Annotated in this window: 12 protein-coding genes; 7 read left to right on the top strand and 5 right to left on the bottom strand. The window is 36.3% G+C overall.

From position 1 onward, the window contains the following. Window positions 1-5: 5 nt before the first annotated feature. Window positions 6-1,706, top strand: coding sequence for a sodium:solute symporter family transporter (locus tag O0931_RS04125; protein WP_269414280.1), 1,701 nt, complete (start codon window positions 6-8; stop codon window positions 1,704-1,706). 267 nt (window positions 1,707-1,973) lie between these two features. Here O0931_RS04125 and O0931_RS04120 read toward each other — a convergent pair whose 3' ends face one another. From O0931_RS04120 to fucP, 3 genes are all read right to left on the bottom strand, one after another. After that, on the bottom strand, window positions 1,974-2,993 hold the full coding sequence (locus tag O0931_RS04120) for a zinc-binding alcohol dehydrogenase family protein (RefSeq protein ID WP_269414279.1): 1,020 nt from the start codon (window positions 2,991-2,993) through the stop codon (window positions 1,974-1,976). A gap of 77 nt (window positions 2,994-3,070) precedes the next feature. Beyond that, window positions 3,071-3,859 (bottom strand): L-fucose dehydrogenase, encoded by a 789-nt coding sequence (locus O0931_RS04115; protein ID WP_269414278.1) that lies wholly within the window; start codon window positions 3,857-3,859, stop codon window positions 3,071-3,073. Window positions 3,860-3,892: 33 nt separating this feature from the next. Continuing rightward, the gene (fucP, locus tag O0931_RS04110; protein WP_269414277.1) at window positions 3,893-5,221 is read right to left on the bottom strand and encodes an L-fucose:H+ symporter permease; all 1,329 of its coding nucleotides are present in this window, start codon (window positions 5,219-5,221) and stop codon (window positions 3,893-3,895) included. Window positions 5,222-5,954: 733 nt separating this feature from the next. Between fucP and O0931_RS04105 the strand changes: the two genes are divergently transcribed. From O0931_RS04105 to O0931_RS04090, 4 genes are read left to right on the top strand one after another with little or no spacing between them, the layout of a single operon-like run. After that, window positions 5,955-6,719: an SDR family NAD(P)-dependent oxidoreductase gene (locus tag O0931_RS04105; protein WP_269414276.1), complete on the top strand. Its 765-nt coding sequence runs from the start codon at window positions 5,955-5,957 to the stop codon at window positions 6,717-6,719. Between the two features lie 27 nt (window positions 6,720-6,746). Beyond that, window positions 6,747-7,601 (top strand): fumarylacetoacetate hydrolase family protein, encoded by an 855-nt coding sequence (locus O0931_RS04100; RefSeq protein WP_269414275.1) that lies wholly within the window; start codon window positions 6,747-6,749, stop codon window positions 7,599-7,601. A 1-nt stretch (window position 7,602) separates the two neighbouring features. After that, window positions 7,603-7,932 carry an L-rhamnose mutarotase gene (locus O0931_RS04095; RefSeq protein ID WP_269414274.1) on the top strand — a complete coding sequence of 110 codons (330 nt, stop codon included), beginning with the start codon at window positions 7,603-7,605 and terminating at the stop codon, window positions 7,930-7,932. 10 nt (window positions 7,933-7,942) lie between these two features. After that, entirely contained in the window at window positions 7,943-8,782 is an 840-nt protein-coding gene (locus O0931_RS04090; protein ID WP_269414273.1) for an amidohydrolase family protein, read from the top strand. Here O0931_RS04090 and O0931_RS04085 read toward each other — a convergent pair. Beyond that, window positions 8,774-9,925, bottom strand: coding sequence for an aldose epimerase family protein (locus O0931_RS04085; RefSeq protein ID WP_269414272.1), 1,152 nt, complete (start codon window positions 9,923-9,925; stop codon window positions 8,774-8,776). The genes O0931_RS04090 and O0931_RS04085 overlap by 9 nt on opposite strands. Window positions 9,926-10,057: 132 nt before the next feature. Between O0931_RS04085 and O0931_RS04080 the strand changes: the two genes are divergently transcribed. Both O0931_RS04080 and O0931_RS04075 read left to right on the top strand, forming a co-directional pair. After that, a complete protein-coding gene (locus tag O0931_RS04080) occupies window positions 10,058-10,729 on the top strand; it encodes an HAD family hydrolase (RefSeq protein ID WP_269414271.1) in 672 nt (223 codons plus the stop codon). Window position 10,730: 1 nt separating this feature from the next. Next, window positions 10,731-11,426 (top strand): NUDIX hydrolase, encoded by a 696-nt coding sequence (locus tag O0931_RS04075; RefSeq protein ID WP_269414270.1) that lies wholly within the window; start codon window positions 10,731-10,733, stop codon window positions 11,424-11,426. A 2-nt stretch (window positions 11,427-11,428) separates the two neighbouring features. Here the strand turns inward: O0931_RS04075 and O0931_RS04070 are convergent, their stop codons facing one another. Further along, window positions 11,429-12,205, bottom strand: coding sequence for a helix-turn-helix domain-containing protein (locus O0931_RS04070; protein ID WP_269414269.1), 777 nt, complete (start codon window positions 12,203-12,205; stop codon window positions 11,429-11,431). Between the last annotated feature and the right edge of the window lie 224 nt (window positions 12,206-12,429).

Here is a 12,429-nt window from a genome sequence, read left to right as displayed (position 1 = left end):
CCATTATGAACAGATTTTCAACGGTCGATTACACCGTTTTTATCTTTTACTTTATCTTAATCTCCGCTTACGGTTATTGGATTTACAGTAGTAAGAAAAATAAAGCTACATCAGGAAGTCACGACTTCTTTCTTGCCGAAGGTTCTTTAACCTGGTGGGCAATCGGTGCTTCACTTATTGCATCTAACATTTCTGCCGAGCAGTTTATCGGTATGAGCGGTCAGGGTTTCCAGGTGGGTATAGCCGTTGCTGCATACGAATGGGTAGCCGCTATTGCATTAATTATTGTTGCGGTTTGGTTTATTCCGGTTTACCTCAAGAATAAAATCTTTACGATGCCGCAGTTTCTGCAAACCCGGTACAATGAAACGGTAAGTTTAATAATGGCTATATTCTGGTTGTTCTTATACATTTTTGTAAACCTTACCTCTATTTTATACCTGGGTTCTATTGCGATTAGCAGCATGGTTGACCCGATGTATTTTAAATATATCGTTGTTGGTTTAGCTGCATTCTCATTAATTATCACCCTTGGCGGGATGAAAGTAATTGGCTTTACAGATGTAATTCAAGTAATTGTCTTAATTGCGGGCGGTTTAGTTACAACTTACATCGCGTTAACAATGGTGAGTGATCACTTTGGATTAGGAAGAGATGCCATTGCAGGCTTCAAAATGTTGATGAAAGATTCGCCAGACCATTTTAAAATGATTTTAGCAAAACCGGATGCAAATTCATCGCAGGAATATGTAAATAAATACCTGGCTTTGCCTGGTATTGCCATGTATTTTGCCGGCCAGTGGATTGTGAACCTGAACTATTGGGGCTGTAATCAATACATTACGCAAAGAGCACTGGGCGCCGATTTAAAAACAGCGAGAACAGGTATCTTATTTGCCGGTTTCTTAAAGTTAGGGATGCCGATTATCGTCATGTTACCAGGTATTGCCGCTTACGTATTACATAGGAACGGCGCATTACAACATGAAATGGCACCCGATGGTAAAGTAATTGCAGATAATGCCTATTCTGCGGTATTAACCTTTTTACCGAACGGCTTAAAGGGTTTATCGCTGGCGGCATTAACAGCAGCGATTGTAGCATCTCTGGCGGGTAAGGCCAATAGTATTTCTACCATTTGGACTTTAGATATTTACAAAAAATACATTAATAAAGATGCCAGTGAAAAGAAATTGGTTGTTATTGGCCGCGTAAGTATTTTTGTTGCAATAGTAATGTCCGTTGTTTTAACGTGGGATGATTTATTGGGTATTGGTGGTGAAGGAGGATTTACTTTTATCCAAAAATATACAGGTTTTATAAGTCCCGGGGTATTTGCTATGTTTATTTTGGGTATGTTCTGGAAACGGACTACAGGCACGGCAGCAATTGCAGGTTTAATTACCGGATTTTTGCTTTCCGTTGTTTTCAATAATTATGCACCGATTTGGTTTGGCCACGATAATTTCTTATACACAGCCTACCTTAATAAAGATGGCATTTATGAAATTCCATTCTTGATATGTATGGGTTTGTCGTTCTTGTTCACGATGATAGTAATGGTAGGACTGAGTTTATTAGGCCCGAAAGTGAACCCTAAAGCGTTCGAACTGGATAAATCGATGTTTAAAGTTGCTCCATCAACCTTAGTATTGATTGTTGTTACCTTACTTTTGATAACACTTATTTACGTAAAATTCTGGTAATTAACTTTAACTTCATAATAAAAGAAAGGGCAATTTTCATGTAGAAAATTGCCCTTTCTTTTATTAGTTGATGATAAACGAATATTTTTAATTATGGTTTTTACAAATGCTTTAAGATTCCGCATACGCGGGAATGACGACTTATGGATGAGGAAATCTGCGAAAATCACCAATATCTGCAGGAGAATTATTGGATGTATAAAATAAGCAGCAAAATTCCTGCATGCGTACAAATGACAAATTAGGGGCGGAATTTGTGGCTAAAAACTAATTCTCTATCCTAACCATTGCTTTGATTACACCATTCTTCGGATCTAACCATTTTTCAAATTCATCCTTTACTTCTTCGAATTTTACCTGGTGTGTGATGTAATTTGTAGGATTTACCAAACCTGCTTTCATTGATTTGATCACATGTTCAAAATCTTCAATTGTTGCATTTCTGCTGCTCATCAAAGTAGATTCCCGTTTATGAAATTCGGGGTGACTGAATATTAAATCGCCTTTTTGCAGGCCAATTAATACAAACCTGGCGCCATGAGCCATGTAATTTATGGCATTATTTATGGCTTTCTGATTTCCGGTTGCATCAATTACAACGGTAGGCATATCCCCATTTGTGATATTGCTAAGTTGCTGAATGACATCAGGTGACAGCGCATTAACCACATGGGCAACCCTCAATTTATCTTTACAAAAAGCCAGGCGGTCTTCATTAATATCTAAGGCGATAACTTTTGCACCGGCAATCCTGGCAAACTCCATAGTCCCCAAGCCAATCGGACCGGCGCCAATAACCAAAACAAATTCGCGAGGTTGGACATCAGCCCTGCGAACACCATGGGCTCCGATAGCCAAAGGTTCTACTAAAGCCAGTTCATCATAACTCAACCCTTCACCGTGTAAAAGTGTTTTGGACGGAACTTGTAAATACTCACGCATTCCGCCATCCACATGTACCCCACAAACCTGCATTTTAACACAGCAGTTTGGTTTATTCATCCGGCAGGCAATACATTCGCCACAATTGAAATACGGAATGAAAGTAACGGCCTCGCCTATTCTAAAACCAACGGCGCCATCTGCTTCAACCAATTCTCCGGAAAGTTCATGACCTAAAATTCTTGGATAATTAAAGAAAGGCTGCGTACCTTCAAATGCATGTAAATCGGTTCCGCAGATGCCAATTCGCTTTATCTTGATAATCGCATGCCCACTTTTGAGTTCTGGTTTTTCTGCTTCTGAATATTCAAAAACGCCCGGCGTTGTACAGGTAAGGGTTTTCATTTTATTTAGTTGTTTTCAGTCTGAGCTTGTGGAAGACTATCGATTATCTGTCGACAGGCTCAAGATGACATCGTGAATTAAGCATTCGCCAAAGCTCTATCCAAATGGACATAGCCACCATCAACATGGATGATTTGTCCGGTTGTATGGCTTGATTTATCTGACATTAAAAACGCGGTCATATTTGCAATTTCTTCAGCAGTAGTCATTCTGTTTTCTAAAGGAATCTTTGCTGTAATTTCATCCAGTTTAGCTTGTGCATCAGGCAAAGTTTCAATCCAGGTTTCGTATGCGGGCGTCCAGCATTCGGCGACAACAACTGCATTAACACGGATTCCATATTTCAACAATTCGACTGCCCATTCACGCGTAAGCGCATTTCTTCCACCATTTGCGGCAGCATAAGCTGAGGTATTTCCTTGTCCGGTTTCAGCTGTTTTTGAAGTAATGTTTACGATTGCACCTTTGCTTTTGATTAACTCGGGCAAAGCATGATGTGCCATTAAATAATAATGAACTACGTTTTTATGTAGTGAGGCCATGAAGTCTTTATAATTTCCGCTTTCTAATCCTACACCATCATTAACACCGGCATTATTAACCAAACCATCAATTCGGCCAAATTTAGCAACGATTGCTGAAACTACTTTTTCGCAATCTTCAGGATTAGATAACTCTGCAACAAATTGAGCAGCCTTACCGCCTTGTTCCGCAATTGCATCAACTACTTTCTGATTATCTTCTGCTTTTCTACCAACAATTACTGCTATTGCGTATTCCTTCGCAAATACTTCTGCAATACTGCGCCCAATGCCTTTTGCAGCACCGGTAATAACAATAACTTTTTCTTTTAACTGTAAATCCATATAAAACTAGTAATTCTTAAAAATCATGAAAATTTAATCTTTTAAGCTGATCTCTCCTTCAATTTGTATAGGTTTCCAAACCTTCCATCCATAGAAAAGAATAACTATAAAGCATAATAACGGAACTAAATAGCCGTATTGAATATTTTTTGTCAAGTCAGAAATATAGCCTAAACTCAATGGTAGCAGTGCACCACCAACTATTGACATTACAATAAGTGATGAGCCTATTTTTGTATCGGTACCCAAGCCGGCAATTCCCATACTAAATATGGTCGGAAACATGATAGACATAAAAAATGCTACACCAATTAAGGCATAAATAGTGATTGCACCGGTACCAAAAATTGCTAGAGATGTAAGTAATGCACTTGCTAATGCGTAGAACATTAATAAACGGTTCGGTGCAATATATTTCATTAAAAAAGTACCTGCAAACCTGCCTACCATAAAGGCTAAGCCTGCTGCACCAGAATACCAACTCGCCTCAGAGGCATCAATATTTGCCGATACAGTAATAAACCTGATAAAAAAACTCAATACACAAACCTGTGCACCAACATAAAAAAATTGGGCTAAAATCGCCCAGCGCAAATGACTATGGCGTAATGCGTGTATTATTTTTTCTAAAGCGCTTCTGTGTTTATCTTCTGTTACCTCTTTGTCTTCTTTGATATCAGGTAGTTTTGTAAAAATGAACAATATGGTAACCAGTATAATAATTAAGCCCAAAATTAAATAGGGTCCTTTAACACTACTCGCTTCATGTGCCAAATAAGCTTCTTTAGCTTCCGGAAGCATTTTTGCTAATTCACTATCCGAATAATTAACCCCTGAAAGTATAAATTTTCCACCCACAATTGGTGCCATAAACGCGGCAAAACCATTAAATGATTGTGAGAAATTTAACCTTTGGGTTGCGGTTTCCGGCGGACCTAAAACTGTTACATAAGGATTTGCAGCTGTTTCTAAAAATGTTAATCCACAGGCAATTATAAATAAGGCACCTAGAAAGAACACATATTGACGGGTATCTGCCGCAGGTAAAAACAACAAACAGCCAATTGCAAAAAGTGAAAGGCCCAAAATGATACCGCTTTTATAGCCCCACCTGCGCATTACGTAACCAGCTGGTAAAGCCATTAAGAAATAGGCGATAAAAACTGAAAAGTCTACTAATGATGTTTCTAAATCGGTTAGTCGAAATGCTTTTTTAAGGTGAGGAATTAAAACCGGGTCGAGGTTATGTACAAACCCCCAGAAGAAAAACAAGCTTGTAATTAAAATGAGTGGTAATAAATATTTTTTTCCTGATGACGAATTGCCGTCGGTTACAATTCCCGGCTGTGTATTGTGGTTCATTATATTTGGTTTTAGCTAATCACATTTAAAATTTGGTCAGGTGCATTTATAATTCACACAAAGCCAGTTTGTTAAATTTAGTTTATAAATGGTTAAGACTTATTGAAATCGATTTAAGAAATCGACAAAAAAGCAAAACAGCATAAATTCAAATATATACGTTTTTTAAATACGAAAATATATATTCATTATCTAAATTATGCAGAATTATCGCTTCAATTTGCATATTAAAACGGTAAGTACACTAAAATTTAAAGAAGGTTTATGTACAAAGAAACAATTGCATCATGAATAGATTAAGTTTTTAATTCTAATTTGCCATTAACCCTTGATGCCTTAACGGTATATAAAGCTTTACCATTAAGAAGTTAAGAAAATTAAGAAAAGATATGTGATAGTTCTCCGAATAACTTAATGCCTTAATGGTATCGAAGCTTAATTATTAAGAAGTTATGGAAAGATTGCGGTGGTAAATTTCAAAGAAACTTAAACCTTAATACATTAAACAAATCTCATTTTCTTAAAACTGAAACTGTTATTGTTTATGTAAAAAACCTTATGACAATATCAGTTAATATTTAGGCAAAAAATGAAAATTTTATTCAAAAATTACCTTTTTATTTGTAAACTGATAACAAAAAAATCATAATAAAATTATTTAGAAATGTGATTTTGCTCAATTCTATTGATAATTTTATTAAATTATTTCTATTTTAAACCCATAATATAAAATATGTTTTCATTACAAAATAAACGAGCAGTGGTTACAGGTGGGGGAAGCGGGATTGGAAAAGCCATCGCAACAATACTTGCCAAACAAGGTGCAGAAGTTCATGTTATTGAACTTGGAACTGAACAGGCCGAAACAACTTTAAGTGAAATAGAAGCCGCTGGTTCTAAAGCATTTAGTTATGCATGTGATGTTTCCGACCACAATGCTGTTAATGAAATTTTTAAACAAGTCGGACCAATCAATATTTTGGTTAATAATGCAGGCATTGCCCACATAGGCAAAGCAGATACCACTGAAGAAGCTGATTTCGATAGGGTAATGCGTGTTAATGTTAAAGGCGTGTATAATTGTTTATATGCAGCAATACCGCAGTTAAGGTTATCCGGTGGCGGCGTTATCATCAACATGGCTTCAATCGCTTCTTTAGTTGGCTTACCCGACCGTTTTGTGTATAGCGCAGCAAAAGGTGCCGTTAAAGCAATGACCATGAGCGTTGCTAAAGATTACATCGGAGAAAACATCCGTTGTAACTCCATTTCCCCTGCAAGGGTTCACACCCCTTTTGTAGATGGCTTTTTGCAAAAAAACTATCCCGATAATATTCCTGAAATGTTCGAAAAACTTTCTAAAACACAACCAATAGGCAGAATGGCAAAGCCTGAAGAAATTGGAGCTTTAGCTTTGTATTTATGCAGCGATGAAGCCTCATTCATAACGGGTTGCGACTACCCTATTGATGGCGGCTTTACAACCTTAAACAATTAAAATACTAAATAAGATAAATAATTTACAATGAAATTAATACGATTTGGCGAAGCGGGCTCGGAAAAACCAGGTGTGATTATAGAGGATAAATATTATGATGTTTCTTCGCTGGTTACAGATTATAACGAGGCTTTTTTTGCTGGTGATGGGTTAGAAAAACTCGCAGCCGATGTGCAAAATGCCAATTTACCTGAAGTTGATAAAAACATACGTTTGGGTGCGGCCCTTGCCCGGCCTTCAAAAATTATATGTGTTGGCCTAAACTATAAAGACCACGCCGCAGAAACAAATGCAGCAATTCCTGCAGAACCGATATTATTTTTCAAGGCAACATCTGCCATTGTTGGTCCCAACGATGATTTAATTATCCCAAAAAACAGTAAAAAAACAGACTGGGAAGTTGAACTTGCAATCGTAATCGGTAAAAAAGCAAGTTATGTATCAGAAGAAAATGCCTTAAAACATATTGCAGGCTATGTTTTACATAACGACTACAGCGAGCGTGAATTTCAATTAGAAAGAAACGGACAATGGGTAAAAGGAAAAAGCTGCGATACTTTCGCACCTATCGGACCATTTATTGCAACACCTGACGAAATTGCGGATGTTCACAATTTACGTCTCTGGTTAACCGTTAATGGCAAAACGTTACAGGATGGAAATACATCAAACCTGATTTTTAATGTGCCTTTTATGGTTTCATACATCAGCCAGTTTATGACACTATTGCCTGGCGATGTGATAACAACAGGAACACCTGCCGGCGTTGGTTTAGGCCAAAAACCAGAGCCCTGGTACCTAAAGCCTGGTGATGTTGTAGAATTAGGTATCGATGGATTGGGAAGCAGCAAACAAGTTGTTAAAGCTTATAATGAAATATAGCATGAAAAGATATTGCTTTGCACTCGATTTAATTAATGATGAAAAGCTGATTGAAGCTTACAAAGAATATCACGAAGCCGTTTGGCCGGAAATTCTGGAGAGCATAAAATCGGCTGGAATAGAAGAATTGGAAATTTATCTTTTAGGAACCCGCCTTTTTATGATTATGGATGTAAATGATTCATTTTCTCTGGAAGCTAAAGCAAAGGCAGATTTAGAAAATGAAAAAGTTCAGGAATGGGAAACGTTAATGTGGAATTACCAAAAAGCTTTACCTGGCGCCAAACCGGGAGAGAAATGGATAATGATGGAAAATATTTTTAAACTCTAAATTTATTGTTATGATTGATACGCATGTACATTTTTGGAACTTCGATCCGGTAAGAGATGCCTGGATTAATGAAGAAATGAATGCCATTCGTAAAGATTTTACACCCAAAAATTTAATCAGAACGTATAGCGAACTGCAAATTACCGGTTGCATAGCTGTTCAGGCAAATCAGGCAGAAGAAGAAAATAATTTTCTGCTAACCCTGGCCGAGCAAAATGAAATCATTAAAGGTATTGTAGGCTGGGTTGATTTAAAAAATAAAAATTTAGAAGAACGCCTGAACTACTGGTCTTCATTTAAAACAATCAAAGGATGGCGACATGTGCTTCAGGCAGAAAATGCTGATTTTATTTTATCTGAAGATTTTGTTAGGGGCATCAAAACCTTAAAAAAGTTTAATTATACCTACGATCTTTTATGTTACCACGATCAACTTCCGGATATTATAAAACTGGTAGATAAAGCTGCCGATCAGCCTTATGTGCTGGATCATTGTGGTAAGCCTGATGTTAAAAGCCAGGACTTAAAAACCTGGGCTGAAAACATTAAAATACTTGCCCAAAACCCAAATGTTTACTGTAAACTCTCTGCCTTATTAGTAGAGGCAGACTGGAAAAACTGGAAGGAAATAGAGATCTTTAACTGTTTTGATGTGATCTTCGAACATTTTGGAACCAATCGTGTAATGTATGGTAGTGATTGGCCTGTGGTGTTGTTAAGCAGACCTTATGCCGACTGGTTCAATCTGGTTGCCAAATATGCTTCAAAATTCACAATTCAGGAAAAGGAAAACCTCTTCCTGAATTGTGCATCTTCTTTCTATAAATTAGAAAGTCAAGATTTACTTTAAAAATTTATAGGTTGTTGTTGTTTTATAAATTTCGCCCGGTTTTAGTACGGTAGACGCGAAATTAGCATGATTTGGTGCATCAGGGAAATGTTGTGTTTCTAAACAAAATGCCGAACGATGAGGGTAAGATTTACCACCTTTCCCATCTTTGGTTTCACCGGTTAGAAAATTACCACTGTAAAACTGGAGACCGGGTTCGCTCGTATAAACTTCCATGGTAATGCCTGTAATTGTACTTTTAACGGTTGCGATTACCTTTTTTTCATCATGCTTATTTAAGGCAAAATTATGGTCGTAACCTTTGCCGAAAGTTAATTGCTGATCTTTCTCCTCAATATTTTTACCAATCGTTTTTGCTTTATTAAAATCAAAAGCCGTACCTGCTACAGGCTGCAATTTACCGGTGGGAATCAATGTCGAATCAACTGGTGTATACGCATTTGCATCAATATATAATTCGTGATCAAGAATTGTTGAGTTTCCCTCGCCATTCAAATTGAAGTAGGCATGATTGGTTAAATTAACGATTGTCGTTTTATCTGTCGTTGCCGTATAATCAATTTTTAAGGCATTATCATCCGTTAAAGTATAAGTAACCTTAACGTCTAATTTGCCGGGATATCCTGCTTCGCCATCCTTTGAAGAATAAGTTAATTCTAATTTCTGCGCATCAATCTGTTTTGCATCCCATACTTTAGAAAAGAAACCATCCTTACCGCCATGCAATGTATTCTGTCCGTCGTTTAGCTGTAACTGATAATCTTTTCCTTCAAGATTAAATTTTCCTTTTCCAATCCTATTGCCATACCGTCCGATTAATGCACCAAAAAACGGTTCGCCTTTTTTACGGTAAGCACCAAGACTGTCGTATCCTAAAACCACATCTGTTAACTTATTATTTTTGTCGGGTACTAAAAGTGAAACTACCCTACCACCATAATTTGTAATAGAAACGGATGCACCTTGCTTATTTTTCAATGTATAAAGCGAAACATTTTTACCATCTAATGTAGTATGATAACCCGACGAATCAGTTTTTACTTCTTCCGCAGCTTTTTTTTCTGCTGAAGGGTTACAAGAAAATAAAGCAGTAGACAGACATAGTGTGGCAAGGGATATTGCTGAAAGAATATTTTTTTTCATAAAGATTTAATTTGGTTAAGGCTAAAGTAATAAAATAATTAACGTTATTATAACGATTATAATATAATTTCATTTATAATTGGTAAAGGGATTTATTACATCAGGAAAAAATCACATACTTTAGCCGATAATATGCAAATTTTAGATTTTAAACCTAAAGCTTTTATTTTTGATTTAAATGGCACCATGATAAACGATATGGAATACCATACGCGTGCATGGCATAAAATTATTAACGAAGATTTAAAAGAAAATCTTTCTTATGAATTGGTCAAGAAGGAAATGTATGGTAAAAATCATGAAGTGTTAGAACGCATTTTCGGCAAAAATCGGTTTACACGCGAAGAAATACAGACGCTGTCTATTGATAAGGAAAAACGTTATCAGGAAGCCTATTTCTCAAAACTTGCACTTATTGAAGGGCTGGATAAATTTCTGGAAACCGCCAAACAACATGAGATTTTAATGGCGATAGGTTCAGCGGCGATAAGTTTCAATATCAACTTTGTTATCGACGGATTAAAAATCCGCAATTATTTTGATGCTATTGTTAGTGCTGATGATGTTAGGATAAGCAAGCCCCATGCAGAAACTTTTTTAAAGTCTGCCGAACAATTAGGCGTTAAACCAGCAGATTGCCTTGTTTTTGAAGATGCACCAAAAGGTGTAGAATCTGCATTAAATGCGGGAATGAAATGTATTGTACTTACAACTACTCATGATGTTAAAGAATTTGATGGATATTTAAATATTTTAGGTTTTATTGATAACTTCAAAAATCCAATTTTAAAAACGTTCTTGTAAAATGGTAAAATATATAAATCAAAATCCTGTTCTTGTTGCTGTAGATTGCATTATTTTTGGTTACGATGGCGAACATCTTAAACTTTTAGTCATAAAAAGAGCGATAGAGCCCGTAAAAAACCAATGGAGTTTAATGGGCGGTTTTATTGGGCCTGGTGAAGATTTAGATGGCGCAGCTAAACGTATCCTACTGGAACTTACAGGTCTGCATGATGTTTATCTGGAGCAATTGCATGCTTACGGACAGCCGGATAGAGATCCGATTGAACGAACGGTTTCCGTTGTTTATTTTGCGCTGATTGATATCCATAAGTATAGCAAACAAATAAATGATCAATACCATGCGGAATGGTTTAAGCTTAAAGAAGTACCGGAATTAATTTTCGACCATAACATTATGGTAAAGGCAGCTATGGATAAAATAAGGTATCAGGCTGCATTACATCCTATTTTATTCGAATTATTACCCAAAAAATTTACCATTCCACAGCTACAGAATTTGTACGAACAGGTTTATGATTCGCCTATAGATAACCGGAACTTTATCAGAAAAATTACAGCCAGCGGCTTATTGATTAAACTGGCCGAAAAAGATAAATCCGGCTCGAGAAGGGGTGCATTTTATTTTAAACTGGATAAGCAAAAACATAAAGCGCAATTCCAATCTTTTTTAAACTTTATATCGAAGCCAAAATAGCACTAATTTATTTTCCGAAATTCCAGTGCAGATATGCCTTTCGTTTTTTTGAAATTACTTACAAATGAATTTGCCTGTCCAAAACCAAGTATTTCTGCAATCATCGACATGGAATAATCTGTATGAATCAGCAGTTCTTCAGCCTCGCGGATAAGCCTTGCATATAATAATTCGGGCAAATTCTTATTAAATGCTTTTTTTAGAAAAGCATTTAATTTTCTCGAATTCATCCCCATACCCGCAGCATAAAATTCAGTCGACCTTTCTGATTTAAAATATTGTTCCAAAATAGCCCTGAATCTTAAAACCTGCTGCAGCTCATCAACATTTAAATCCATTAGCTCAGCATTTAAAACGGCCGAAAAGCCGAGAATTAATGACAGGTACTGTGCAAGATAAGAAACATCACGTTTAGCCAGGATTTCTCTTTTTAACTGTTCTAATAAAGTAAATGCCTTTTGAGCCTGAATATTTGTTAAATCTTTAAAGGATAAAGACATAAACAGATTTCTGGATTGGGCATCTCTATGCTGCAATAAAAATTCTGAATATAATAATCCACTGAAACTCAGCCAGTAGGCAGATGTGACATCAGCTTCCAAACGTATTATGCCCTCTTCAGGGATGAAAAACACCCGCCCGGGTGAAAGCACATAATCGCCGGAATTCATACATAACAAACCTGTTGCTTCTTTAATAACCAGCAGCCTTATCGGAAATTCTGCATTTAAAGCTTTATCCTTTTTAAATCTGCCCTTGATAATTTCAAGATGTATCATTTTATATCAAAAAATCTTTTTTTATTTAGACATGCCATATCTGTTAAAAATTACATTTCAATATAAGCAATTTAATTTCATCAGGGAAGCGGTATTTATAGATTAAAAAAGCGCACCCTATGGTATAAAAAGCAATTTTAATGAGTATAAACTGCTAACGAAACAAATTGTTTTATAATTTAACACAAATTTATACGACTACAGGCTAATCAAAATAAAATACA

Source organism: Pedobacter rhodius (assembly GCF_027213645.1).
Lineage (GTDB): Bacteria > Bacteroidota > Bacteroidia > Sphingobacteriales > Sphingobacteriaceae > Pedobacter > Pedobacter rhodius.
The sequence above is the reverse complement of the archived record's forward strand: the minus strand, read 5'-3'. Positions and strand labels throughout refer to the sequence as shown.